Below are 26296 nucleotides of genomic sequence, written 5' to 3'. Positions count from 1 at the left end.
GGATTGCCGGATTCGAACGAATCGTTCCGGCAAAACCGTCAGGCGGCCTTTTATTATATGCGCGCCACTCTTCGTACCCGTGTCAAGACTGCGATACGGCCAACGCACCCGACACCGTCCGCGTTCAGGCCGCCTTGTCCTGCGCCACCTGTTCGAGCCATAGCCGGCTGTCGGGAAACCAGAATGCGTCTGGCCGCGGCGGCGACACGAGTTTCACCGGCAGCGACGGATTGAATATTCTGGACCATGCCGACAGATACGACGGCGTCTTCACCAGATACCCGCAACGGGACAACAGCAGACTGGAGACCAGCGCTTCGCGGCCGATTTCGAGTCCCGGATAACCGCTGAAATGAATGGGCGTATTGCCGTACGCGAGGAGTTTCGCGGGCGCCACTTTGACCGGCCTGGAAAACGGCCACACGGCGAAGTAGTCGAGAAACGCCTGTTCGTCGCTTGAAACGAAAACGTTGCTCAAGTGCGGGTTTTCAGCAAGTGTCGTTTCTATTTGGCGGCAGAAATCGCTCCATGAAACCGGGATGGCTTCCAGCGATTTGTCCGTGCCTCTGAAATGCGCACCAAGCGTGGACGCGCCGATCTCTAGCTTGCTGCAGATCGCATCGACTTCATCGACGATATGGGCGGCTGGGCGGTAATGTGCGAAGAATAGTTCGCTGGCGCTCTTGAGCTGAAGCTGAGTCTCATAGCGTTGACGAAACCCTAACTGGACCAGGTCGCGAACCGTCGATTTTCTCACCTTGCGCGCAAGCGATGCCCCGGCCTTGCCATTCACGGACTCGAAGAAGGACGAGAACCAGTCGATGGTTCCCTCAGCGTCTCCGTAGAGACCGCCGCGTGCGCTGATGGACGGCGTCAAAGACTTCTCATTGCAATACATCAGAATAAACAGGACCATCTGCATCACGGAGAAGAAACCAGAGTTCTCCTGAATTTCAATGGCAAAGATTCCCCTGTTTAACCGCTGTGTTGCATGAAGTGAGATGCGACGCGGTGTGGCAACGGAATGCTTGAACCCCTCACTGCGTCGGATCTGTTTCGCCCGATCGACTACTTTTCTTAGCATGCCCGGCTCCTAATGGAATCTAGGTATTTTTAATTTCGCACGCGTCTATGCATGAAGAAGTTCACGACGCCCGAGCATAACATCTGCGAAGCGCGCGGCGAGTAAGTTCCGCCCGTCTTCGTGAGCTAACGCACAAAGGATCGGTAAGACTTCCTATAACTTGCGCCCGGTCGAGCGGCGCAAAGCATCGGCGACACGTTCGAGCACGCCGTCCCAGTCGCCGCGTTGCGACTGCGTGAAGAGCCGCACGCTGGCGTACCAGGGGCTATCGTCGCGATCGCGCAACCAGCGCCAGCAACCGGCGAAGCGGTTGAGCAGCCACACCGGCTTGCCCATTGCCGCGGCCAGGTGTGCAACCGAAGTGTCGACGCAGATCACCAGATCGAGGTTGTCGATCAGCGCGGCGGTATCGGCGAAGTCCGTCACGTCGTCCATCCAGTCCGTCAAACGCGCGTTGCATGTTGCATCGGCGCGCTTCGCGGGGTCATCCGTCTTTTGCAGACTGATCCAGCGCACATTGGGCAACGCGAGCAACGGCGCGATCTGCGCTGGGGTCAAGCTGCGCGCCCTGTCTTCCGTCAGACCTGAATGGCCACCTGCCCACACCAGGCCGACGCGCGGCAAGCCGGCGTCGGGCAGCAGGGCAAGCCGCGCGCGCCATGAAGCGGAGCGAGCGGCATCCGCATGCAGATAGGTGCCGGCGGGAATGTTGTCGAGCCGCGTGCCGAACGCCATCGGCAGCGACATCAAAGGACAATGCCAGTCCCAGTCGCTCAGGTCGGACAAGCCGTCGTCGAGCATCACGAGGCCTGGCAAATGCGCGAAAGATTCTTCGTACAAGCGCCGCAACGACGGCGGGCATATGTAGCCGACGCGCGCAAAACGTTCCAGCGCCATCGGCAGATAGCGCACGAACTGCAGGCTGTCGCCATGGCCCTGCTCCGGGATGACAAGCAGACGCGCGCCGTATGCGGGCGCTCCCTGGCTGGCACTCGGGATGTCCAGGCGCTCGCCCTTCCATTGAGGCAGGGGCAGCGTCGGGCGCGCCGATACGGGGCGCCCGTCCGCATCAACGAAATTGGCCCAACGGTCTTCGAAATACGGCCAGGCCTCTTCATAACGGCCGGCGGCCAACAGGACCTGACTGAGGCTGGCACGCGCGCCGAGGTAGGACGGCGCGAGCGTGATGGCTTGCCTGAGATGCCATGCGGCTTCACTCAGCGAGCCGAGATCCTTGAGGACCACACCCAGATTAGCAAGCGCTTGTGGATGATCCGGCTGGAGTTCGAGCAAGCGACGGTAGACCACCGCGGCATCTTCGGAACGTCCGAGCACTTGCAGGATGACCGCCATGAAGAAGCAGAGCGGCAGTGACGCCGGTTCGAGCGCGAGCCCGCATTCGGCCGTTTGCAAAGCGCTTGCATACGCACGCAGTTTGATCTGGATAATACATAAGGTGCCGTAATACGCCGGGTGCGAGCGCACTTCGAGCGCCCGCTCGACCCAGCTTTGCGCCGACTCGAGCTGATTCGATGCGAGCGCAACCAGCCCATGCGTATGCAGCGCGTCCGCATGTCGGGGGTCTTGCCCGATGACCCGGTCGAGGAGTGTTCGGGCCATGTCGAACTCGCCTGCGAGGCGCGCCTGCTCGGCCTGATTGAACCAGACATCAAGGGTTTCTTCGGATGGCAAAGCGGGATGGGTCGGCATGTTCGGCGCAATAAGAAAGATGGTCTCGTGTCGCGGGCGATGCTGCCTGCCCCGCGACACTGTGTGCGCGGATTATCCTTACCGCTCATCGGCCAGTCTGTAGGAGCGCTCCGAAACGCCCCTCACGCGAAGCGCGCTACCGCTTCTCCAGTTTCACCACCGTCAGCACTCCGGCCACCTCGTCGGCGATGAAGTCGATCGTGTCGCCCGGCTTGACCTGCGCGAGGATTGCCGGGTCCTTGACCTTGAATACCATCGTCATGGCATCCATGCCGAGGTTTTCCAGAGGCCCATGCTTGATGGTCAGCTTGCCGGCCGCCGCGTCCACTTTCCTGACTTCGCCATGCGACATCGCCGTTTGCGCATCGGCGCTCGCACTCATTTGCGACTCACTCGCCTCGCCCGCCGCGTACGCCGACGCGGAAATCATCACCATGCAACCCATCGCCATTGAAGCCAACCGATTCTTCATCTCACACGCTCCCACGTTAAATACGATCCACACGGCCAGCTCGCGACCGTCGACGTCAACCATCCGGCAACTCGCCGGTATATTCATAAGCCACCGTTCCCTTCGGATGCCTGAACCAGCCCGGGTCGCGGTAGTCGTTGCGACCCAACCCTTCGCGCACTTTCACTACCGCAAACATGCCGCCCATTTCGAGCGCGCCGAATGGGCCCGTGCCGGTCATCATCGGCAATGTGTTGTCGGGCAGCGGCATCTCCATCGCGCCCATCGAGCCCCCCGTGCTGCCCATCGCCATGTAGTCGGGCACCAGCCGGTTAATGCGTTTGGCAAGGTCCTGCTGCGGCACGCCTATCATGTTCGGAACCTTATGCCCCATCGCGTTCATCGTGTGATGAGACTTGTGGCAATGAAATGCCCAGTCGCCGGGACGATTCGCGGCGAACTCGATGGCGCGCATCTGCCCGACCGCGACATCGGCGGTCACTTCGGGCCAGCGCGCGGACGGTGGAATCCAGCCGCCGTCCGTGCCCACCACTTCGAAGTGGTAGCCGTGCAGATGAATCGGGTGATTGGTCATGGTCAGATTGCCGACGCGGATCCGCACGCGATCGCCCGCGCGCACCGGCAATGAATCGATGCCAGGAAACACGCGCGCATTCCACGTCCACATGTTGAAGTCGGTCATCTCGTTGACACGCGGCGTGAAGCTGCCCGGGTCGATGTCGTAGGCGGACATGATGAACACGAAGTCGCGGTCGACCTGCATCACGCCCGGATCTTTCGGATGGACGACAAACGCGCCCATCATGCCCATCGCCATCTGCACCATCTCGTCGGCGTGCGGGTGATACATGAAGGTGCCGTGCCTCTCAAGCTGGAATTCATAGACGAAGGATTTGCCCGGCGGAATATGCGGCTGCGTGAGACCGCCCACGCCGTCCATGCCGCAGGGCAGCGACATGCCGTGCCAGTGGACCGTGGTGTGCTCCGGCAAGCGGTTGGTCACGAAGATGCGCACCTTGTCGCCTTCCACCGCCTCAATGGTCGGCCCAGGCGCCTGACCGTTGTAGCCCCAGAGGTTCGCGCTCATGCCCGGCGCCAACTCACGCACCACCGGTTCGGCAATCAGATGAAACTCCTTCCAGCCGTTCTTCATGCGCCATGGCAGCGACCATCCGTTGAGTGTGGCAACCGGCGCGTACGGCCGGCCGTTCGACGGCGCGCGCGGCGGCTGCATGGAGGACGTGGCCATCGACGGTGCTTCGGGGAGCGACGCGGCGCCGGCCTTGCTCACCAGTGCGGCTCCCAGCAAAGCGGCGCCCGAGCTGCTCATAAAATGTCGACGAGACACCATGTCATTGACCTTTGGATTCTTCGGATTGGGTGGACGACGCCGCGAGCGCGGTCATCGGCAAACGGCCGCCGACCGCCTGTTGCAAATCGGTCTGCGCTAGCCAGTAGTCCTTCAGTGCGTCGATAGCGCTATTCACCGCGCCGACCTGGTCGCGCGAATCGGCGAGCAGTTCGAACACGCTCGCCAGCATGCCGTTATAACGAAGCAGCAGTTCGTCGGAGATGGTTTTGCGGATCGGCACGACTTCGTCGCGATAGTGCTTCGCGAGCGCGTAGCCGGACACGTAGGTTGAATACGCTTCGCGCACTTCGGAACGCGCGTTGATGGCGGTCCCGGCGAGGCGATTCGCCGACTGCATATAGATCGCTTCAGCGCGCGCCACTTTGGCGCTGCCCCAGTCGAATAGCGGAATCTCCACACTGATTTCATAGCCCTGCTCGCGTCCGTCGGACGTCGTGAAATTGTTTTGATAGCCCACGTCCAGCACGTTGATGAAACGCGTCGCCTTGCTCAATCCCAATGAACTCGCGGCGCTTTGCGTTTGCAGTTTCGCGGCCTGAATATCGAGCCTGTTTTGCATCGCAAAGGTTTCCAGATCCTGCAACTCGGGGCGTGTGGCAGGCAGATCCGGCAGAAGCTCGGGCAATGCGTATTGCGCTTGCGAACCCCACAGGCCCATCACGCGAGTGAGCTTTTCTCGCGCGGATGCCGACTGCTGCCGCGCTCGTGCCACTTGCGCCATCGCATCGGCGTAGAAGGCCTGCTCGCGCGCGTAATCGAGCTGGCTGAAGTTGCCGGCCTGCTGCATGCGCCGTGCGAGTTCGGTGCTGGCCTCGGCCGAGCCCTTCACCTGCTCCGCGTAGGTGGCCGACTGCTTTGCAGCGACCGCGCGGATGTAGGCGCGCCGTGCATCGGCGGCGACTTCGAGCATGGCGTTGGCGGCTTGCAAGCGGGCCTGTTCGAAGCGACGGCTTTCGATGCGCGTCGTCAACGGCATCGTCAACACGCGCAACATGCCGAGCGTGAACGTGCGACTGATACTCAGGTCGTCGCTACCACGCGTGCGGCTAAACGAGAAGCCGGGATTCGGCAAGCGTCCCGCCTGAACGAGGTCCGCCTCGGCGATACCCAGTTCGCCGTACGAAGCCTGCAAACCGCGGTTGTTCAGAAGCGCGATCTGGACAACCTCGTCCATGCCGAGCGGCGCGGACAGCAGTTCCTGTGTGCGTTGGGCGACGGCATTCCGGTCGTCCTCGGTCTTGATCAGGACGGCGTCTTTACCGAGTCGCTCGGACGCAACGCTCGACACGGTGCCGAAACCGCCGTCCTTCGAAAACGCCGTGCAGCCCGCAAGTAAAGTCACCGCGACGGACATGGCCACGGTGCGGGCGACAGGAAACAGGCACGGCCTCATTTCGCCGCCCCTTCACGATGAGAACTGTGAGCGTCTTCTTCGGCCTCAGCGATGCCCGAATGGAGCGAGCCATGGCCCGCTCCGGAGCGGCCCGCTGCATGCGTCACCGCCCGGTTGAGCGCCGGCCAGCTCGCCGCCTGCTGCTCACGGTATGGCCGATAGTCGGCCAGTACCGACGGCGTATCGAGCGCCGGCACGGATGCCGCCGCATCGGCCGGGTCAGGGAGTAGGGATATAGCGTGCGCAAGCGCCGGCAGACATGCCGCCGCGCCGAGCGCCACAATGAACGTTCGCATGAATCGTCTCGTCAAGTACGGCCACGACGCACGGCACACGGCCGTCCATCGGGGCGGAATGAAACAACGGGAACCACGCAGCGTGAGGCTGCGAAAGAACTAGACGAGAGAGATGCGAGGAGGCCGTTCGACGCCGCCGGTCAGAAACGACGCGACGCGCACAGCGGGAGGCAGGGGAACAGCGAAATGAGCCGCGTTGGCGGACAAGGACGCAAGCGGCGTAACGGGCAACGCGCCGCCGAAACAGCAGGACGCGCAAGTGGAGCATGCGTGCGCATGATGCTCGCCGCCTGCGGGACTGTGATGCTGAAGATGAGCCCCGGCGTTATTGTCGGCGTGGTCGGCTTGTTCGGCCAGCATCGCGGCATGGTCGTGATGATGGGTCATTGCATCGGTTGCCGCCTGGCGCGCGGGTGCCGCATCGCCCACGGAATGCGAGGACCCGCATTTCATGGAGACGGCCGCGAACGACTGAACCGGTAGGCTCAGCACGAGCAGCACGACGATGAAGAGTTTGAGCCAGTAAGACATGGGTACGGAGTCTAGCATGCAGATTTGCAAAATCGTAAAGCTGAAAACGATGCCGCGCATGATGGCTTTGCGCGCGCCAATAAGATTTCAACCAGCGACGAAAACCTGCTTGACCTTACCGCCGTGGGAAGGTCCACGCTGGAGTCATGACTTCTCATTGGAGGTAGGAAATGGAATTCGACGTCCCGGATATGTCCTGCGGCGGGTGCGCCAACGCAATCAAGCGTGCAGTCACGAGTCTCGATCCCGCGGCGAGGCTCGAAGTCGATGTCCCCGTTAAAATCGTCAAGGTTACGTCGACGCTGGCGGCCGGACAACTCATCGAGGCCATCGAGGCGGCGGGTTTTCATCCGTCGCCACGAGGCTGACGGACACCCTTTCCCAACGGACATTCACAATGAAAAAACTTCACGCCTTTCGTGCCCTTTGCCTGTTCAGCGGCTTTGCATTTGCTGTCGCGACCGCGCCCGTCCACGCCCAGCAACCGGCCGCCATGCCTGGCATGGACATGTCGAAGTCGGCGGATGCCGGCACCGGCGACGCGACGCAAGCCTTCAAGGCCGCCGACGACAAAATGATGCGCGACATGAGCGCCGACTATACGGGCAACGCCGACAAGGACTTCGTCGCGCACATGATTCCGCATCATCAAGGGGCGATCGAAATGGCGCAGGTCGAGTTGAAGTACGGCAAGGACCCAGAGTTGAAGCGGCTGGCCAGAAACATCATCAAGGCGCAGCATGATGAAATCGCGTTCATGAAGAGCTGGCAGGCGAAGCACGGGGTGAAGTGAGGACGGCGCACCCGCTCGCGCGGCTGGCGCTCTAGGCGCCTCGATCGTCGAACGATCCGTCCACGGCGGCGGCCGCCGCGCCGGCAGAGCCCGCGGAAGTCGCCGCCGTCTCGCCCCGGCTCCTCCGCCACCCGGCCGGCGGCATTCCGAACTCGCGCTTGAAAGCCCGATTGAACGCCGCCTCCGACTCATATCCCACCTGATCCGCCACCGCCGCCAGCGACTTCGTCCCAACACGCAACTCCTGCGCGGCAATCTGCAAACGCCAATGCGCGAGATACTGCATAGGTGGCTGACCGAGCAACTGGGTGAATCGCTGCGCCAGCGCGGAGCGGGACAAGCCCGCTTTGCGCGCCAGTTCATCGACCGTCCAGCCGTGTGCCGGCTGCGCATGCATCAACGCAAGCGCACGACCGACGAACCGGTCTCCCACACCGGCGAGCCAGCCCTTCCGATCGGACGGCAGCGCGTCGATGCAACGTCGCACTGCCTCCACGAAGAGCAGCTCCGATAGCCGCGCAAGAACAATCGCACTGCCCACTCGCCATTCCGCTGCCTCAGCCGCCGCGAACCGTAACGACGATTCGAGCCACGCGGACTGCGGGTCATTGCGCATGTCGACCTTGAAGATGCGAGGCAGTGCGGACAGCACCGGATTGCTCAACGTGTCGTCGCACGCGAGAAAGCCGCACACCAGACGCGTGCGGTCTCCACCCCCGCCGTAGCGAAGCGCCATTAACTGTCCCGGAGCATTGCGCAACTGATTCTCGAGCAGTTCGCCAGTGGGTCCGGGCGCGATGTCGAGCGAACTGCCGAGCAGATGCGCTTCGCCTTGCGGTACGACAAGCAGTTCGCCCGCAGCCACGTAAATAGCGGACTCAGGGTCCTCCGGGAGAGAAGCCCAGCAGCCTCCCTCGGTGATCAGATGGTAGGAGACGATACGTTCGGCCGGAGGAAGGAAGCTGCCGCACAACGCCGCGTCAGCCTGGCCGTACAAACACCAGGGTGCGGTGAAGTCGCCATTTAAATACACGGCGCCACCAAGGCGAACCAGGCGGAGCACGTCAGAAAGAGCGTCCATCGTTGTCCACGAACTTCGGCGTCCTGCGCAAAAGATCTGGACGCCCGGTCATTCACCGATTTAACAGTCGCACCGATACTAGCATCCATGCGAATCCCTTACAACAATGCTAAGGAATCTTGAATGAATAGAACACTTAACCACAATTAAGGAGGCACCACATGAATTTATAAACCCTGGCGCAATAACACTAGCGTGCATCGCACAACTTTTTCTCTGGAGCATCTCATGTCTGAAGTCCAATCTTCTTCATCACAAACCTCCGAATTCGCTGACGTCAAAGCGCGCCAGCACGCCGCGTGGGAAACGGGCAATTACGCCGTGGTCGGCACAACGCTACAGATCGTCGGAGAAAACCTGTGCGAAGCACTCGACTTGCGCGCCGGCAGCCGCGTGCTCGATGTCGCGGCGGGAAACGGCAACGGCACGCTCGCCGCCGCGCGCCGCTGGTGCGACGTCACCTCGACCGACTATGTGGCCTCGCTGCTCGACGCGGGGAAAGCTCGCGCGCAAGCGGAAGGTCTGACAGCGGTGCAGTTCCGCGAAGCCGACGCCGAAGCGCTGCCCTACCCGGACGCCTCGTTCGATATCGTCATGTCGACCTTCGGCGTCATGTTCACGCCCAATCAGGAAAAGGCGGCCGGCGAGCTGGCGCGCGTATGCAAACCCGGCGGCAAGATCGGCCTCGCGAACTGGACGCCGGATAGCTTCGTCGGCCAGGTGTTCAAGACGATCGGAAAATATCTGCCTCCGCCGCCTGGTCTCAAGTCGCCGGCGCTGTGGGGCACCCGGGCGCGGCTCGACGAGCTCTTTCATGGCAGTGTGCGCAGTGTCGCCGTGACGAGCCGCGAATTCATGTTTCGATACCATTCGCCGGCGCATTGGCTCGAGTTCTTTCGGACCTACTACGGCCCGATGAACAAGGCATTCGCCGCAATGGACGGCGAACGGCAAGCGGCCTTCCAGCTCGATCTGATGACGCTGATGGAAAGCCGCAACCGGTCCGGCGACGGGACGCTCGTACTGCCCAGCGAGTATCTCGAGATCGTGATGGTGCGGCAATGAACGGGGTCGGCCGCGTACTGGCCGGCGCGGCTGTCTACTTTTTCGATCGATGGCCACAGGCCAGCGCCGTCGGCTTGCGGTGTATGTCGCTAGCTCTCGGCCTGCCGCTGTTTTCGTCAGTTTGTTTCTTCGGTCTTCGGTTCGTTCTCGCCAGCTTCGGGCTGATGTCTTAGGCTTTGCCGTTGCATCAAAACCCGTTTTTTCCCGGCTTCGTCCGTTGCGGACGAAGCCGGACGTTCGCTCAGCGCTCCTGCGGCACCCGCACCCAGCCTTCCATCAGCACCCGCGCGCTGCGGCTCATGATGGCCTTGGTGACGGTCCACTCGCCGCCGCGCTCGCTCGCCTCGGCGCCGACCCGCAACGTGCCCGATGGATGACCGAAGCGCACCGATTCTCTGGCGCCGCCGCCCGCCGCGAGATTCACCAGCGTGCCGGAAATCGCCGCCGCCGTGCCGATCGCTACGGCTGCGGTGCCCATCATGGCGTGATGCAGCTTGCCCATGGACATCGCCCGCACCAGCAGATCGACATCGCCCGCGTCAATCTGCTTGCCGCTCGACGCCACATACGCAGCCGGTTTCGCGACGAACGCGACCTTCGGCGTATGCTGGCGCGTGGCGATCTCGTCGAGGTTCTTGATAAGCCCCATGCGCAACGCCCCATGCGCGCGAATCGTCTCGAACATCGCGAGCGCCTTGGGGTCGCTGTTGATCGCGTCCTGCAACTCCGTGCCCTTGTAGCCGATCGATTCCGCATCGACGAAGATGGTCGGAATGCCCGCGTTGATCATGGTCGCCTTCAGCGTGCCCACGCCCGGTACGTCCAGATCGTCCACCAGGTTGCCGGTGGGGAACATCGAGCCGCCCGCGCCCTCTTCTTCCGCAGCCGGATCCATGAATTCGAGCTGCACTTCCGCGGCCGGAAAGGTCACGCCGTCGAGTTCGAAAGCGCCGGTTTCCTGCACGGCGCCATCGGTCATCGGCACGTGTCCGATGATCGTCTTGCCGATATTCGCCTGCCAGATGCGCACGACAGCCATGCCGTCGCGCGGAATGCGGCTCGGGTCGACGAGACCCGCGCTGATCGCGAACGGCCCGACCGCGGCGGAGAGATTGCCGCAATTGCCGGTCCAGTCGATGAACGCCTTATCGATCGATACCTGCCCGAACAGGTAATCCACGTCGTGATCGGGCCGGCTGCTTTTGGCGATGATCACCGTCTTGCTGGTGCTCGATGTCGCGCCGCCCATACCGTCGATCTGCTTGCCATACGGATCGGGGCTGCCGATCACACGCATCAGCAGCGCGTCACGCGCGGCGCCGGGCACCTGGGCCGCTTCGGGCAAATCTTGCAGGCGGAAAAACACACCCTTGCTGGTGCCGCCACGCATGTAGGTGGCTGGAATCTTGATCTGGGGTTGGTAGGCCATGAAAATCGTGTCCTGATGTGGGCGGGTGACATGGCATAGCGTGCCGTGTCACCCTGTCCCGCGTTGTAGCGTCCGCCGCTTCAGGCGAAGCGATCCGAAAAACCAGCCATCTCAAGCCGCCTTCTTCGACGACTCGAGAAAGTCCTGCGCAAAGCGTTGCAGCACACCGCCGGCTTCGTAAATGGAAACCTCTTCGGCGGTGTCGAGCCGGCACGTCACCGGCACCTCGACCTGCTCGCCGGTCCTGCGATGAATCACCAGCGTGAGGTCAGCGCCCGGCTTGCGCTCGCCGACCACATCGAACGTCTCCGTGCCGTCGATTGCCAGCGTGAGCCGGTTCACACCGGGCTTGAACTCCAGCGGCAGCACACCCATGCCCACCAGATTCGTGCGGTGAATGCGCTCGAACCCTTCGGCGACGATTGCTTCCGCGCCGGCCAGACGCACGCCCTTCGCCGCCCAGTCACGCGACGAACCCTGGCCATAATCGGCACCGGCAATCACGATCAGCGGCTGCTTGCGTTCCATGTAGGTTTCGATTGCTTCCCACATGCGCGTGACCTTGCCCTCGGGTTCGATGCGCGCGAGCGATCCGGCTTTCACCTTGCCGTCTTCAAGCACCATCTCGTTCTTCAGCGTCGGGTTCGCGAAGGTGGCGCGCTGCGCCGTCAGGTGATCGCCACGGTGCGTCGCGTAGGAATTGAAGTCCTCTTCCGGCAAGCCCATCTTCGCCAGATATTCGCCCGAGGCGCTATCCGCCAGAATCGCGTTGGACGGCGACAGGTGATCGGTCGTGATGTTGTCGCCGAGCACGGCGAGCGGACGCATGCCTTTCAGGGTGCGCTCACCGGCAAGCGCGCCTTCCCAATACGGCGGACGGCGAATGAAGGTGCTCATCGGGCGCCAGTCGTAGAGCGGATTGGCTTTCTCGCCTGTATCGACGGAAACCGCGAACATCGGTTCATACACCTTGCGGAACTGCTCCGGCTTCACGCTCGACGCGACGATCGCATCGATTTCCGCATCCGACGGCCAGATGTCCTTCAGCGTGACGGCGTGGCCATCGGCATCGATACCGAGCACGTCTTTCTCGATGTCGAAACGGATCGTGCCCGCAATCGCATACGCGACTACCAGCGGCGGCGAAGCGAGAAACGCCTGCTTCGCGTACGGATGAATGCGGCCGTCGAAGTTGCGGTTGCCCGACAGCACGGCGGTCGCATACAGGTCGCGCTCGACGATCTCCTTCTGGATCGCCGGATCCAGCGCACCGGACATGCCATTGCACGATGTGCACGCATACGCCACCACGCCGAAGCCCAGCTGCTCCAGTTCCGGCAACAGCCCGGCCTCTTCCAGATACAGCGTGACCGCCTTCGAGCCCGGCGCGAGCGAGGTCTTCGCCCACGGCTTGCGAGTCAGTCCGCGCCGGTTCGCGTTGCGCGCGAGCAAACCCGCGGCGATCATATTGCGTGGGTTGTTGGTGTTCGTACAGCTCGTGATCGCGGCGATGATCACCGCGCCGTCCGGCATCAAACCCGGCTCGTTCTCCACCTTGCCGCTGATGCCGCGCGCCGCCAGTTCCGACACCGGCAAACGGCGATGCGGATTCGACGGACCGGCCAGTGTGCGCACCACGGTCGACAGATCGAACTTCAGCACGCGTTCGTATTCGGCATTAACGAGGCTGTCTGCCCACAGGCCGGTTTCCTTCGCATAGGTTTCCACCAGCTTCACGAGTTCGTCGTCACGGCCGGTGAGCTTCAGATACTTGATGGTCTGTTCGTCGATCGAGAACATCGCGGCCGTGGCGCCGAATTCGGGCGCCATGTTGGCGATCGTCGCGCGGTCGCCGAGCGTCAGATTGGCCGTGCCCGCGCCGTAGAACTCGAGGTACGCGCCGACCACCTTTTCCTTGCGCAGGAATTCGGTCAACGAGAGCACCACGTCGGTCGCCGTGATGCCTTCGGCCGGCTTGCCCGTCAGTTCCACGCCGACGATATCGGGCAGGCGCAAATACGACGCGCGGCCCAGCATCACGCTTTCCGCTTCGAGCCCGCCCACGCCGATCGCGATCACGCCGAGCGCGTCGACCATCGGCGTATGCGAGTCCGTGCCGACCAGCGTATCCGGAAACGCCACGCCGTCTTTCACCTGCACCACCGGGCTCATACGCTCCAGGTTGATCTGATGCAGGATGCCGTTGCCCGGCGGAATCACGTCGACATTCCTGAACGCACGTTTGGTCCAGTTGATGAAATCGAAGCGGTCTTCGTTGCGGCGATCTTCGATCGCGCGGTTCTTCGCGAACGCATCCGGATCGAAACCGCCGCACTCGACGGCCAGCGAATGGTCGACCACGAGTTGCGTCGGCACCACCGGATTGACCAGCGCCGGATCGCCGCCTTGCGCGGCAATCGCGTCGCGCAGGCCGGCGAGGTCGACGAGCGCCGTCTGGCCGAGAATGTCATGACACACCACGCGCGCCGGGAACCACGGGAAATCCAGCTCGCGCTTGCGTTCGATGATCTGCTTGAGCGACGCAGTCAACGTGACCGGATCGCAACGGCGCACGAGGTTTTCGGCGAGCACGCGCGACGTGTACGGCAGTTTGTCGTAAGCGCCGGGCTGGATCGCGTCGACCGCGGCGCGCGTGTCGAAGAAATCGAGCTGGGTGCCGGGAAGGCGTTTGCGGTTTGCAGTATTCATGGCGTAGGGGACAAGACAGTAATGATCCGGGGACGATGGCGGCGGCCGATCACGATCGGCGGCCCCTTTCTTATGGCGTTTCCCTGGCGGGCCCGTCAGGCAGCACGTGTAGTTTAGCGCGCGGCAGCATGCCGGTCGGGTTTGCAGGCGGCCGCGCAAACGCGCCGCAAAAAACGGCGCTGGCTTGGGGTTTAAGAAAGCCAAGGCCCAACTTCATTGCGCCGCGCTCTTTAGACGCAATGGAGGAGAAACGCTTACTTGCGTGCGGTTATGCGCTCACGCGACTTCAAACACGCTTGGCGAGCGGCACGAACGGCAGGTCGTCAGGTCCGGTGTAATTCGCGCTCGGACGGATGATCTTGTTGTCGATGCGCTGCTCGATGATGTGCGCGCTCCAACCCGCCGTGCGCGCGATCACGAAGAGCGGCGTGAACATTGCCGTAGGCACGCCCATCATGTGATACGAGACCGCGCTGAACCAGTCCAGATTCGGGAACATCTTCTTCGCCTCCCACATCACCGACTCCAGCCGCTCGGCGATATTGAACAGCTTGCTGTTGCCGGCTTCCTTCGAGAGCTTTTTGGCGATTTCCTTGATGACCTTGTTGCGCGGATCGGAGATCGTGTACACCGGATGGCCGAAACCGATCACCACTTCCTTGTTCTCGACGCGCTTTCTGATGTCCGCTTCGGCTTCGTCCGGCGTCTGGTAGCGCGACTGGATCTCGAACGCGACTTCATTGGCGCCACCGTGCTTCGGTCCGCGCAGCGCGCCGATTGCGCCGGTGATAGCCGAATAGATGTCCGAGCCCGTGCCGGCGATCACCCGGCCGGTGAACGTCGACGCATTGAATTCGTGTTCGGCGTACAGGTTCAGCGACACATGCATCGCATCGACCCATGCCTTCGACGGCTCAACGCCGTGCAGCAGATGCAGGAAGTGGCCGCCGATCGAATCGTCGTCGGTTTCCACTTCGATGCGCTTGCCGTTGTGCGAGTAGTGGTACCAGTAAAGCAGCATCGAGCCGAGCGAGGCCATCAGCTTGTCAGCGATATCGCGCGCGCCCGGCAGGTTGTGATCGTCTTTCTCCGGCAGCACGGTGCCGAGCACCGACACGCCGGTGCGCATCACGTCCATCGGATGCGCGGCGGCCGGGATCCATTCGAGCGCGGCCTTGACGTTGGCGGGCAGACCGCGCAGCGCCTTCAGCTTCGTTTTGTACGCGGTCAGCTCGGCCTGGGTCGGCAGCTTTTCGTGCACGAGCAGATAGGCGATTTCTTCGAATTCGCAGGCGCTCGCGATATCCAGAATGTCATAGCCGCGGTAATGCAGGTCGTTGCCGGTCTTGCCGACCGTGCAGAGGGCCGTGTTGCCCGCTGTCACGCCGGACAGGGCGACGGATTTCTTCGGTTTGAATGCGCCCGCGTTGGGCGTGCTGTTGTCTGCTTCGCTCATGGGTTCGTCTCCTAATGCATGGGGATGCTTTTTGAACGCAGCCTGAAATGCAAAGAACGGGCCAGCCGCTTCGACGTGCGCTAAGTGCCTGATTTCATAAGAGACACGCGATCGCATCAACCGGCATTCAATTTCACAACTGAAATGCTGATTTCAAATCAGAAACGGATGCGCGCATAATAGACGCACTTCACCCGCCTCGCCGCGAGCCGCCCTCCCTTGAGCACACCTCTTTTCGAACCCGCCCAGCGCCCCCGCATCTGGGCCGTGAGTATCAGCCGACTGCGCGATCTGTTCTTCGATATCGCCGGCGAATACGTGGAACGCGCGGATCTGCGCATCGTCTCGCACGGTTTCGAAGACGCCGTGCGCGAGATCGACGCCGCGGGCGCGGGCCGTCCGGATGTGGTGATTGCCGGCGGCTCGAACGGCGCGTATCTGAAGACGCGCGTGTCGGTGCCGGTCGTGCTGATCAGCCCGACCGGCTTCGACGTGATGCATGCGCTCGCACGGGCGCGACGCGACGGCGCGAAGGTCGCGCTCGTCACGCACGGCAACACGCCTGACGAAGTGCGCCGCTTCGTCGCCGCCTACGCGCTCGACGTCACGTTCGCCTCGTATCAATCGGCGCAGGACGCGGAGAGCGTCGTGCTCGATCTGCGCGATCGCGGCATCGACGTGGTGGTCGGTCCTGGCATGGTCACCGATCTCGCGGCGAATGCCGGCATGGGCGCGGTGTTTCTATATTCGCGCGCGTCGGTGCGCGCGGCCTTCGACACCGCGCTCGAAGTCGCGCAAGCCACGCGGCGCGAAACGGTCCGGCGTCAACGGCTCGACAATCTGCTGCAGCATCTGCGCGACGGCGTCGTCGCGCTCGACGCGCAAGGCCGCGTCGAAGCGATGAACCAGCGCCTGGCCGCCGTGCTCGGCCTCGACGCGGCGAAGGCCGTGGGCCGCGTGCTGCTCGAACTCGCGCCCGATCTCGCGGGCAGCCTGCCGGACGCCGACGGCGACACCTTGTGCACGGTGCGTGGCTTGAGCTATGTCGTGCATCGCGGGCCGCTGGCGAGCAGCGGCGCGGCGGCGGGCACGGTGCTGACGTTTCAGGAATCGCGCGCGGTCGAACGGCTCGACCGGACCTTGCGCTCGCGCCAACGCGTGCAGCAGTTCAGCGCGCGTTACCGGCTCGACGATATCGTCGGCGCGTCCGAATCGATCGAACGCGTGCGCGCGCTCGTGCGGCGCTACGCGCGCTCGGACGCCACCGTGCTGATTCTCGGCGAAAGCGGCACGGGCAAGGAGATGGTCGCGCAGAGCATGCATCAGTTGAGCGCGCGGCGCGACTTCGCCTTCGTCGCGATCAATTGCGGCGCGTTTCCGGAGGCGCTGCTGGAGAGCGAACTGTTCGGTTACGAAGAAGGCGCGTTCACCGGCGCGCGCAAGGGCGGCAAGGCGGGGCTGATCGAAGTGGCGCACCGTGGCACGCTGTTTCTCGATGAAATCGGCGAAATGCCGCTGTCGCTGCAAAGCCGGCTACTGCGTGTGCTGCAAGAGCGTGAAGTGGTGCGGCTCGGATCGACTGAGCCGACGCGGGTGGATATTCGCGTGGTCGCGGCAACGCATCGCGCGTTGACCGAGGGCATCGAAGCGGGCAGCTTTCGCGCGGACCTGTACTACCGGCTCAACATTTTGAGCATCGCGCTGCCGCCGCTGCGCGAGCGGCCGACCGATCTGCTGCCGCTCGCCGTCGAACTGCTACTGCAAGCCGCCGCGCGCGAACCGAGGCTCGCGGCGCGCCTGCCGGACGCGGCCGCCGCCGGGCGCCTGCTTGCCGCGCTCGCGGAGCCGCTCAAGCGCTACGCGTGGCCGGGCAACGTGCGTGAATTGCAGAACGTGATCGAACGGATCGCGGTCGAACTCGCCGATGCGAATGCCGAAGCCGAAGCCAATGCGGGCGCGACGTCGGAACACGCCGCCGAACCCGTTCTCACCCGCGACATGCTGCGCACGGTCGCGCCTGAAATAATCGAGCCGCACGCGCGCACGAAAAAAGCCGCGCTGACCCTGCGCGAACGCAGTCGTCACGTGGAAGCCGACGAAATCCGCGCCGCGCTCGCCGCGCACGACGGCGATCGCGACGCGGTCTGCGAGGCGCTCGGCATCAGCAAGACGACGTTATGGCGGAAGCTGAGCGCGACGCAGTAGGCGTCCCGTTCAAGCTATTCAAGCCGCTAGCGCCACTCAAACCGCCAGCGCCATTCGCTGCGCTCGCCCCACCGTGCCGCGCCGCATTGGCCGCGGCCCGCGCGATGAACATGCTGGGCGTCATGCCGCAGCATCGCTTGAAATGGCGGCCGAAGTGGCTTTGGTCGAAGAAACCGACCTCCGTCGCCACCACCGATCCCGGCACGCCTTCGAGCAGCAGCGTCTGCGCGCGCTGGATCCGCAGCCCGCACAGATAGCGGTACGGCGATGAACCGTATTGCTGCCGGAACACCGTGGCGAAACGCGACACGCTGAGCGCGGACAGCGCGGCGAGTTGGGCGAGCGTCACCGGTTCGTCGAAGTGAGCTTCGATGAAAGCGCGGGCCGCATTGAGGCTGATGGACTGTTTCATGACGTCACGATGGTCGAGCGGGCCGCCGGTTGTTTCGTGAAACGCCGGATGGAAAACGCGTCGAGAGGAATCGCCGTGCTGCCCGTATCGACGAGTTCCGCCAGCGTTTCGCCGACGCCCGGGCCGATCTGAAACCCCGACCCACTGAAGCCGAACGCGTAGAACAATCCGTCGACCTGACCGCTCGGACCGATCACCGGCTCGCTGTCGGGCAGATAGCTTTCCACGCCGCTCCACACGCGAATCACATGCAGCGGCGCCAACGCGGGCACGAGCCGGCGCATTTGCGCGAGTTGCCGCACGGTGTTGATCGGCAACACGGAAGCGCGGCTCGTCACGGCGTCGGCGGGACCGGCAGGACCTCCACCGACGATGATGTTGCCGCGCGGAATCTGGCGAAAATAAATGCTTTCTTCCTTGATCGACGTGAACACGCCCATCGACGACTTGAACACGTACGGCACCGGCTCCGTCACGCACATTTGCGGTCCGCGCGCGGTGAGCGGCGCGGATTCGCCGAACTGTTCGGTCAGCCGGCACGCCCACGCTCCGGCGCAGATCACGAGTTGCGCCGCCCAATACACGTCGCCGCGCGCGCTTTCCACGCGAAACCGGCTACCGTCTTTTTCGACGCGCACGATCTCCGTGTCCTCGATCACCCGCGCGCCCAGCCGGGCCGCCGCGCGGCCGAACGCGGGCGCGGCGAGGCGTGGATTGGCGTGGCCGTCGAGCGGAGAGATCGAAGCCGCCAGCACCTCGCGGCCGAGAAACGGAAAGCGCCTGAACAGCGCTTCGCCGTGCAGCACTTCGAGTTCGAGACCGTAGGCGCGGGCGTCGATCGCGTACTGGTCGAAATTCTCCACGTCCTTCTGGTGGTAGCACACACGCGTATGACCCGACGGCAGAAACTCGATGTCCTCGCCGAGCAGTTCCGTGGAACGTTGCCAGGTACGCAGCGCGCGGTTCGCCATCGCCAGTTGCGACAACGCACGGCCCTGACGGCGAACGCCGCCGAAGTTCACGCCGCTCGCCTGCTGACCGGTGAGTCCGCGTTCGAGCAGAATCACCGAACGGTTGCGCCGGCGCAGGAAGAACGCTGTCGTCGTTCCCACGATGCCGCCGCCAATCACGATCACATCGGCTTCGTTCGCGGTCGTCGCGCTCATTCGATCACCTCGTCGCTCACCGCTTCGGTCAACGCCACCGGCAGCGGTTTGACCGGCGCCTGGCCGCGCAGCCGTCCCACTGAAGACAGCGGCACGCACGCCGCAGCCGCAATGATTTCCGCGCCCGCGTGGCCGCAATAGCGCCCCTGGCAACGACCCATGCCGACGCGCGAAAACGCCTTCGCGCGATTGGCCTCTTTAGCGCCGGTCGCGCGCACCACGCGACGCAACTCGCCTGCCGTGATCGTTTCGCAACGGCAGACAATCGTTTCGTCCGGCAGCGACGTGGCGAATTTCGCCGGCCACGGAAACGCTTCACGCAAGCCCGCGGCAAAACGCGTAAAGCGCGCGAGTTCGGCGCGCAAGTGCTCCACGCCGTCGACCGGCAGGCCGTGATCCTGCAAGGCGGCCAGCGCCGCGAGACGGCCCGAGCGTTCCGCTGCGTCCGCGCCGCGCACTCGCGCGCCGTCGCCGGCCAGATAGACGCCTTTGATGCTGCTGCGGCCATCGGAGTCGATTTGCGGCAGCCACTGCCGAGCGGCCTCGTCGAACAGAAAGCGACAGCCGGCAAGGTCCGCGAGTTGCGTCTCGGGCCGCAGGTGATAACCGAGCGCGACGGCATCGCACTTGAATTCGAGCCGCTTGCCACGGGGCAACGTCACCTCGACCGCGCTCACGCCGTCTTGCGCCGAGCCTTTGATTTCGAGCGGCACTACACCGCGATGAACCGGCACGCGCGCGTCGGCCAGCACGCGCGTCAACGCAATGCCTTTTCTGAGCGCGGCGGGAATCGCCAGCAAACGCGGCAACGCGGCCACGCGCTGCATGAACGTCGAAGTGTCGAGCACCGCGGCAACCTGCGCGCCCGCTTTCACGTACTGCGCGGCCACAAGGTACAACAGCGGACCGCTGCCCATCATCACGATGCGCGAGCCGATCACGCAGCCTTGCGACTTCAACGCGACCTGCGCGCCGCCGAGGCTATAAGTGCCGGCCTGATGCCAGCCCTTGACCGGCATCAGCCGATCCGTCGCGCCGCTGCAAACGATCAGCGCGTCGAACGCGAGCTCGTGATAGCGCGTGCCGCTCACCAGATGCACCGTGTTCGGCGAAATGTTCCAGACCAGCGTTTCCGGCAGATAGTCGATCCTGCTTTTCAACGCATCGAAGCTCTCATGCAGCGACGTGGCTCGCTCGGCCTCGGTGCCGTAGAGCGTCTCGTAGCTGCGCGAAAACCCTTCCGGCTGACGCCGATAAATCTGCCCGCCGTCGCGCCGCCCTTCATCGATCACCACGGGCCGCAGCCCCGCTTCGACGAGCGCCTGCGCCGCGCGCACACCCGCCGGGCCGGCGCCGACGATGACTACGCGCGGGGCCATACACCCTCCCCGGCTTCCGCCAGCTTCGTGACGATCGACATGCCGGGCAGTGCCGGCGTGCTGCATGCGCGCACGCGCTCGCCTTGCGCGGTCCACACCCAGCAGTCCTGGCAGGCGCCCATCAGACAGAAACCGGCGCGGCGGCCGTCGCCGAATTCGGAGTCGCGCAACGTACGCGTGCCGGTGAGCAGTGCGACCATCAGCGTGTCGCCTTCGGCGGCCTCGCGCACGACGCCGTCCACCGTGATCGGAAAGGTCTTGCGGCCCGTTTCCGCGACGCGTACAAATCGTCCGCTCATGCCGCGGTCGCCTCCACGGTCTGCAGGCGGTTCAATTCGGCGGCCGGATGGTGGCACAGAATCTCCGCGCCCGAAGGCAGTTTCTTCAACGAAGGCGGCGTTACGTTGCACTTGCCGTCGATACGCACCGGACAGCGCGCGCGGAACGAGCACAACTCGGCAATGTCGGCGCTCTCGCCCATCGCCGGCAAGGCGGTCGCGACAATGTCGCGGCGCGCGTCGAGCCAGCCGGGTTTCAAGGCCGGCACCGAATCGACCAGCAGGCCCGTGTACGGGTGATACGGCGGCGCCGCCAGCACCTCGCGCTGCCCTGCTTCCACGCGATGCCCTGCGTACAGCACGATCACTTCGTCGCAGATCGCGCGCACCGTCGAAATATCGTGGCTGATGAACATGTACGACACGCCCAGTTCGCGCCGCAATTCGGCGAGCAGATCGAGAATCGCCGCGCCGACCACCGTGTCGAGCGCGGAGGTCACTTCGTCGCACAGAATCAAGGCTGGATTGGCGGCGAGCGCACGTGCCAGATTCACGCGTTGCTTCTGGCCTCCAGAGAGTCCGGCAGGCGTACGCTTGGCGATCGAAGCCGGCAGCTTCACCAGATCGAGCAACTCCAGCATGCGTTTTTTTGCGGCCGAGCCACGCAGATGGTGATAGAACGCAAGCGGCCGCCCCAGAATATCGGCAATCGAATGGCTCGGATTGAGCGCCGTATCGGCGTTCTGAAACACGATCTGGATCTGCCGATACTGCTCCGGCGTACGGCGGGAGATTTGTGCGTGCAACGGCTCGCCGTTGAACAGCACCTCGCCGCGCCCGCGGTCGACCAGGCCCGCCACCACGCGCGCGAGCGTGGTCTTGCCGGAGCCGGATTCGCCGATCACGCCGAGCGTGCTGCCGCGTGGAATCGACAGACTGACGTCGTCGAGCACGCGCACGGCAGGCACGCCTTGCCGGTCGATCCGTCCATAGCCCGCCGACAGCCCGCGAATCTCCAATAGCGGCGGCACGTGTTTGCCGAGATTTGGCGGCAACGTCAGCACGGCTTCCGGACGCCGCGTCGCGGCCAGCAACTGACGCGTGTACGCATCCACGGGCGCGTCGAGCACTTGCGCGACCGCGCCGTTCTCCTTCACCGCGCCACCGTTCAACACGACGATGCGGTCCGCCATCTGCGCGACCACCGCCAGATCGTGCGACACGTACACGGCCGTGGTGCCGAGTTCGCGAATCACCTTCTTGAAGGCCGCAAGTACTTCGATCTGGGTGGTGACGTCGAGCGCGGTAGTCGGCTCGTCGAACACGACGACGGCCGGATCGGTGATCAATGCCATCGCTGCCATCAAGCGCTGCAACTGACCGCCGGATACCTGATGCGGATAGCGCGCGCCGATCGTTTCCGGCGCGGGCAGCGCGAGCGAGCGGAACAGTCCGATCGCTTTGGCGCGTGCGGCTTCTTTCGTCATCAGGCGATGCAGCAGCGCCGGCTCGATGACCTGATCCATGATCGTGCGCGCCGGATTGAAGCCCGCCGACGCGCTCTGCGCGACGTACGCGACGGTGCGCGCGCGCAACGCGCGGCGTCCCTTCGCATCGAGCGACAACACCTCGAGCTCGCCGATGCGCACCGACCCGCCGCTGATCTCGCAGCCCGCGCGCGCATAGCCGAGCAATGACAGCGCGATGGTCGTCTTGCCCGAACCGGACTCGCCGATCAGCGCGAGCACCTCGCCCTTCTTCACCGAGAAATCGACGCCCTTGACGATCTCCGTCACCGGCCCCGGTGCGGCACCCGCGACGACTCTCAGGCCCTTTACCTCGATCATGTCCCGCTCAGCCATCACGCACCTCCCTGCTTGCGGTTGCGACGCCGCAAGTTGTCGATCAGCAGATTCATGCCGATGGTCAGCGTCGCAATCGCGACGGCCGGCATCAGCACGGCGGGCGCGCCTTCCGACAAGCCGCCGATGTTCTCGCGCACGAGCGAACCCCAATCGGCGTTCGGCGGCTGCACGCCGAGGCCGAGAAAGCTCAACCCGCTCAGCAGCAGCACGATGAACACGAAACGCAGGCCGAAATCGGCGAGCATCGGATGAATCATGTTGGGCAACACCTCGACCCGCGCGATATAGAAGATGCCTTCGCCGCGAGCGCGGGCCACCTGCACGTATTCGAGGCTCATCACGTTCACCGCGAGCGAGCGCGAAATGCGGAACGCGCCGGGAATGTAGGCGGCCGCGGCGACCGTCGTCAACATCGGAATCGACGACCCAAACGCGGCGATCACGACGAGCGCGAGCACCTTGCTCGGAATCGAAATCAGCGCGTCGAACAGGCGGCTCAGAACTTCATCGACCACGCGGCCCGAGACCGCCGCGAGCAGGCCGAAGAATGTGCCGATCACGCTGGCGAGCACGGCGGCCGCGAGCGCGAGGCCGACGGTATAGCGCGCGCCGTAGAGAATCCGGCTCAGCATGTCGCGGCCGAGGTAGTCGGTGCCAAGCGGGTACGCCGCGCTGTAACGGCCGAAAATTTCCGTCGAGGTCAGCGCACCGCCTTTGTACGGCGCGACCAGCGGTCCGATGAACGCGACCAGCAGCCAGAACGCGACCATCAAGAGACCGATCAGGCCGAGTACCGAGAAGCGGTGCACCAAGCGTTTGAACACGCCGTGTTTCAGCGGCGCGACTTCGACAGGCGCGGGCTCGACGACCACTTCATCGCGGCGCACGTCGTACAGTTCGGTGCCGGCGTGAGGAACATGGTGGGGATTGGTAGGTTGGCTCATCATCGACGCAGCCTCGGGTTGGATACGATTTGACACAGGTCGGCGATCAGCACGAGCGCGAGATACGCCGCGCAGAACACCATGACGCAACCTTGCACGAGCGGCATGTCGCGGTTGGTGACCGCGTCGACCATCAGGCTCGCAAGGCCCGGATAGTTGAAGATCGATTCGACGATCACCACGCCGCCGAACAGATACGACAGACTCAGCGCCACGGCGTTGGCAATCGGCCCGACGGTGTTCGGCAACACATGCCGCCACACCACGCGCACCGGCGAGGCGCCCTTGAGCAAGGCCATTTCCACATACGACGAATTGAGCTGGTCGAGCACCGCGGCGCGCGTCATGCGCGCCATCTGCGCCACGAGCACGCAGCACAGCGTCATTACCGGCATCGCGTAGATGCGCAGCAGCGCGCCGAACGAATGCACTTCCGACAGATACGACAGGGCCGGCAGCCAGCGCAGCTTGACGGCGAAGATCAGCACGGCGATCGTCGCGATCAGGAATTCCGGCACGGCGACCGTGGAGAGCGTCAGCACATTGAGCGTGCGGTCGAGCAGCGAGCCACGGAACATCGCCGACGAAATGCCGATCAACAGCGCCACCGGCACGGACACCACCGCCGTCAGTCCGGCGAGCACCAGCGAGTTCGGCAGGCGCGTCGCGATCAGTTGACTGACGGGCAGATTGTTCGACAACGACGTGCCGAAGTTGCCGCTCACCACGTGAAGGAGCCACACGAAGTAGCGTTGCAGCGCGGGCTGGTCGAGGCCGAACTGATGCCGCAGCGCGGCCACGGCTTCGGGGGTTGCCGCCTGGCCGAGCGCCTGTTGGGCCGCGTCGCCGGGCAGCAGCCCGGTGATCGCGAACACGACTGCCGACACCAGCAGCAGCGTAAGCAGCGCGAGGCCAAGGCGCGCGGCGATGAGACGTTGCGCATGTGCTTTCATCGAGAATCGCCTCCATTGCGGTTGAAGCCGCGCACCGCCGATGAGGCGGCGCGCGTGTTGCAGGGCGTGCCCTGAGTCGAGCTCAGGCTTCGAGCCAGACGTTTTCCGCGAACATGTAGCCCATCAATCCGGCGAGAGGAATGGAACCGAGGCCCTTGAGCTTGTTCGTGTACGCGTCGAGCGAACTCTGGAACATCGGAATGCCGACGCCGCCCGTGTCATGTACCAGCACCTGCATATCGCCGTACAACTGCTTGCGCTTGGCGTCGTCCGGTTCGCCGCGTGCCTGCAGCAGCAACTGGTCGAATTTCGGACTCTTCCAGTTAGCCTCGTTCCACGGTGCGTCCGACTTGAAGAACTGCGTGAAGATCACGTCGGCGCTCGGCCGCGCGTTGATATTGCCGAAACCCAACGGATGCTTCATCCAGTGGTTCGACCAGTAGCCGTCGGCCGGTACGCGCGACACCTGCAGATTCAGACCGGCTTGCGGCGCGACCTGCTGAAGGAACATTGCCATTTCAACCGAGCCTTCCGCCGCCGGCGACGCGAAAATCTGGATCGGCGCGCTGCCCACCTTGGCTTTCTGGAAATGGAACTTCGCTTTGTCCGGATCGAAGGCGCGTTGCGGCAAGCCGGCCAGGTAGTACTTGTTGGTCGGATCGATAGGCTGATCGTTGCCGATGGTCCCGTAACCCTGGAAGATCGCGCGGCGCATCTGCTCGCGGTCCTGCAGGTACATCATGCCGCGACGGAAATCGTCGTTGCCGGTAATGCCGCCTTCGTCGCGCACGATCAGGTCAGTGTACACGCCGCTCTTCGTCTCCAGCACCGAGAAGCCGCCCGCACCCTTGATCTGCGTGGTCGAACGCGGGCTCACCGCGTTGATCAGCTGCACGTCGCCGGAAAGCAGCGCGTTCACGCGCGCCGACTCGTCGCCAATGCCGATCAGCTCGATTTCGTCGAGGTGCGGCATGCCCGGCTTCCAGTACTTCTCGTTCTTCACGCCGACCGTGCGCACGCCCGGCGAAAATTCCTTGACCTTGAACGGGCCGGTGCCGATCGCCGTTTTGAAATCCTTGGTGCCGTCCTTGATGATCTGGAAATGCGAGGTAGCGAGGATCACCGGCAAATCGGCGTTCGGACCTTCCAGCGTGATCGTCACTTCGTTCGGGCCGGTGGCCTTCACTTCCTTGATCTGATCGGCCAGCGTCTTCGCTTTCGAAGCGGTGGCCGGATCCTTGTGGCGCATGATCGAATAGACCACGTCGGCCGGCGCGAGGGCTTTGCCGTCGTGGAACTGCACGCCATTGCGCAGCTTGACGACCCACACGGTGGCGTCTTTCGTATCGAGCGAGGTCGCCAGCGACATCTTCGCGCCGAGATGCGAGTCGAGTTCGGTCAGGCAGTTGTAAAACATGAAGCCGCGCACGTAGTCGGTGCCGAGCGCGCCCTTCGCGGGGTCGAGCGTATCGGCCGCGGAGGCGGACTGCGTCGCCACGCGAATCTTGCCGCCCTGCTTCGGCTTGGCTTGCGCCAGCGCCTCGCCGCTCGCGGTCAGAAGGCCGGCGCCCGTCACCGACATCATCCCGGCTGCGGCCATCGCGCGCAGCACGCCGCGCCGCGATGCACCTTTGGCGGTCAACCGCTCCAACTCGGTGCCGAGACCAAGAGCGCCATGTTGCGAGTTTTCCTTATTCATCGAA

General features: G+C 63.9%; 23 protein-coding genes. 4 read left to right on the top strand and 19 right to left on the bottom strand.

The window, feature by feature from the left end:
• Positions 1-124: 124 nt before the first annotated feature.
• The 7 genes from B0G71_RS35215 to B0G71_RS35185 all read right to left on the bottom strand — a co-directional run bounded on the left by B0G71_RS35215 (position 125) and on the right by B0G71_RS35185 (position 6876).
• The gene (locus tag B0G71_RS35215) at positions 125-1084 is read right to left on the bottom strand and encodes a hypothetical protein (protein ID WP_116147731.1); all 960 of its coding nucleotides are present in this window, start codon (positions 1082-1084) and stop codon (positions 125-127) included.
• A gap of 153 nt (positions 1085-1237) precedes the next feature.
• Positions 1238-2794, bottom strand: a complete 1557-nt coding sequence (locus B0G71_RS35210; RefSeq protein ID WP_181916878.1) for a tetratricopeptide repeat protein — start codon at positions 2792-2794, stop codon at positions 1238-1240.
• A gap of 136 nt (positions 2795-2930) precedes the next feature.
• Entirely contained in the window at positions 2931-3266 is a 336-nt protein-coding gene (locus B0G71_RS35205) for a copper-binding protein (RefSeq protein ID WP_116149158.1), read from the bottom strand.
• Between the two features lie 55 nt (positions 3267-3321).
• A complete protein-coding gene (locus B0G71_RS35200; protein WP_116147729.1) occupies positions 3322-4617 on the bottom strand; it encodes a multicopper oxidase family protein in 1296 nt (431 codons plus the stop codon).
• Position 4618: 1 nt separating this feature from the next.
• The gene (locus B0G71_RS35195; protein ID WP_116147728.1) at positions 4619-6031 is read right to left on the bottom strand and encodes a TolC family protein; all 1413 of its coding nucleotides are present in this window, start codon (positions 6029-6031) and stop codon (positions 4619-4621) included.
• Positions 6028-6327: a hypothetical protein gene (locus B0G71_RS35190; protein ID WP_116147726.1), complete on the bottom strand. Its 300-nt coding sequence runs from the start codon at positions 6325-6327 to the stop codon at positions 6028-6030. Before B0G71_RS35190 ends, B0G71_RS35195 begins: the two co-directional genes overlap by 4 nt.
• Before the next feature lie 99 nt (positions 6328-6426).
• On the bottom strand, positions 6427-6876 hold the full coding sequence (locus B0G71_RS35185; protein ID WP_116149156.1) for a hypothetical protein: 450 nt from the start codon (positions 6874-6876) through the stop codon (positions 6427-6429).
• 152 nt (positions 6877-7028) lie between these two features.
• Between B0G71_RS35185 and B0G71_RS35180 the strand changes: the two genes are divergently transcribed.
• Together B0G71_RS35180 and B0G71_RS35175 are read left to right on the top strand one after the other, a co-directional pair.
• Positions 7029-7226, top strand: a complete 198-nt coding sequence (locus B0G71_RS35180) for a heavy-metal-associated domain-containing protein (protein WP_116147724.1) — start codon at positions 7029-7031, stop codon at positions 7224-7226.
• 29 nt (positions 7227-7255) lie between these two features.
• Positions 7256-7651, top strand: coding sequence for a DUF305 domain-containing protein (locus B0G71_RS35175; RefSeq protein WP_116122063.1), 396 nt, complete (start codon positions 7256-7258; stop codon positions 7649-7651).
• Positions 7652-7682: 31 nt separating this feature from the next.
• Here the strand turns inward: B0G71_RS35175 and B0G71_RS35170 are convergent, their stop codons facing one another.
• Positions 7683-8732, bottom strand: a complete 1050-nt coding sequence (locus B0G71_RS35170; RefSeq protein WP_116147723.1) for an AraC family transcriptional regulator — start codon at positions 8730-8732, stop codon at positions 7683-7685.
• Positions 8733-8960: 228 nt separating this feature from the next.
• On the opposite strand from B0G71_RS35170, the gene B0G71_RS35165 reads away from it, so the two are divergent.
• Positions 8961-9797, top strand: coding sequence for a class I SAM-dependent methyltransferase (locus B0G71_RS35165; protein WP_116147721.1), 837 nt, complete (start codon positions 8961-8963; stop codon positions 9795-9797).
• 241 nt (positions 9798-10038) lie between these two features.
• Here B0G71_RS35165 and prpF read toward each other — a convergent pair whose 3' ends face one another.
• From prpF to prpC, 3 genes are all read right to left on the bottom strand, one after another.
• A complete protein-coding gene (gene prpF, locus B0G71_RS35160; RefSeq protein WP_116147720.1) occupies positions 10039-11226 on the bottom strand; it encodes a 2-methylaconitate cis-trans isomerase PrpF in 1188 nt (395 codons plus the stop codon).
• Positions 11227-11337: 111 nt separating this feature from the next.
• Positions 11338-13935: a Fe/S-dependent 2-methylisocitrate dehydratase AcnD gene (gene acnD, locus B0G71_RS35155; protein WP_116147718.1), complete on the bottom strand. Its 2598-nt coding sequence runs from the start codon at positions 13933-13935 to the stop codon at positions 11338-11340.
• A gap of 286 nt (positions 13936-14221) precedes the next feature.
• Positions 14222-15391 carry a 2-methylcitrate synthase gene (prpC, locus tag B0G71_RS35150; protein WP_116147717.1) on the bottom strand — a complete coding sequence of 390 codons (1170 nt, stop codon included), beginning with the start codon at positions 15389-15391 and terminating at the stop codon, positions 14222-14224.
• A 219-nt stretch (positions 15392-15610) separates the two neighbouring features.
• Here prpC and prpR point away from each other — a divergent pair, with 219 nt between their 5' ends.
• A complete protein-coding gene (gene prpR, locus B0G71_RS35145; protein ID WP_116147715.1) occupies positions 15611-17596 on the top strand; it encodes a propionate catabolism operon regulatory protein PrpR in 1986 nt (661 codons plus the stop codon).
• On the opposite strand, the gene B0G71_RS35140 is transcribed toward prpR, so the two are convergent.
• The 8 genes from B0G71_RS35140 to B0G71_RS35105 all read right to left on the bottom strand — a co-directional run bounded on the left by B0G71_RS35140 (position 17553) and on the right by B0G71_RS35105 (position 26292).
• On the bottom strand, positions 17553-18008 hold the full coding sequence (locus B0G71_RS35140) for an AraC family transcriptional regulator (protein ID WP_116147714.1): 456 nt from the start codon (positions 18006-18008) through the stop codon (positions 17553-17555). The two genes, prpR and B0G71_RS35140, sit on opposite strands and share 44 nt — an antisense overlap.
• Positions 18005-19174, bottom strand: a complete 1170-nt coding sequence (locus B0G71_RS35135; protein WP_116147712.1) for an FAD-binding oxidoreductase — start codon at positions 19172-19174, stop codon at positions 18005-18007. Before B0G71_RS35135 ends, B0G71_RS35140 begins: the two co-directional genes overlap by 4 nt.
• Complete coding sequence (locus tag B0G71_RS35130; protein WP_116147710.1) at positions 19171-20553, bottom strand: NAD(P)/FAD-dependent oxidoreductase; 1383 nt, start codon at positions 20551-20553, stop codon at positions 19171-19173. The genes B0G71_RS35135 and B0G71_RS35130 overlap by 4 nt, the downstream gene beginning before the upstream one ends.
• Positions 20538-20852: a (2Fe-2S)-binding protein gene (locus B0G71_RS35125; protein WP_116122072.1), complete on the bottom strand. Its 315-nt coding sequence runs from the start codon at positions 20850-20852 to the stop codon at positions 20538-20540. Before B0G71_RS35125 ends, B0G71_RS35130 begins: the two co-directional genes overlap by 16 nt.
• Complete coding sequence (locus B0G71_RS35120) at positions 20849-22693, bottom strand: ABC transporter ATP-binding protein (RefSeq protein ID WP_116147709.1); 1845 nt, start codon at positions 22691-22693, stop codon at positions 20849-20851. Before B0G71_RS35120 ends, B0G71_RS35125 begins: the two co-directional genes overlap by 4 nt.
• On the bottom strand, positions 22693-23643 hold the full coding sequence (locus B0G71_RS35115; protein WP_106282519.1) for an ABC transporter permease: 951 nt from the start codon (positions 23641-23643) through the stop codon (positions 22693-22695). The genes B0G71_RS35120 and B0G71_RS35115 overlap by 1 nt, the downstream gene beginning before the upstream one ends.
• Positions 23640-24593, bottom strand: coding sequence for an ABC transporter permease (locus B0G71_RS35110; protein ID WP_106282520.1), 954 nt, complete (start codon positions 24591-24593; stop codon positions 23640-23642). Before B0G71_RS35110 ends, B0G71_RS35115 begins: the two co-directional genes overlap by 4 nt.
• An 82-nt stretch (positions 24594-24675) precedes the next feature.
• The gene (locus B0G71_RS35105; RefSeq protein ID WP_116147707.1) at positions 24676-26292 is read right to left on the bottom strand and encodes an ABC transporter substrate-binding protein; all 1617 of its coding nucleotides are present in this window, start codon (positions 26290-26292) and stop codon (positions 24676-24678) included.
• Between the last annotated feature and the right edge of the window lie 4 nt (positions 26293-26296).

It is taken from the genome of Paraburkholderia sp. BL27I4N3, assembly GCF_003386115.1.
Lineage (GTDB): Bacteria > Pseudomonadota > Gammaproteobacteria > Burkholderiales > Burkholderiaceae > Paraburkholderia.
The sequence above is the reverse complement of the archived record's forward strand: the minus strand, read 5'-3'. Positions and strand labels throughout refer to the sequence as shown.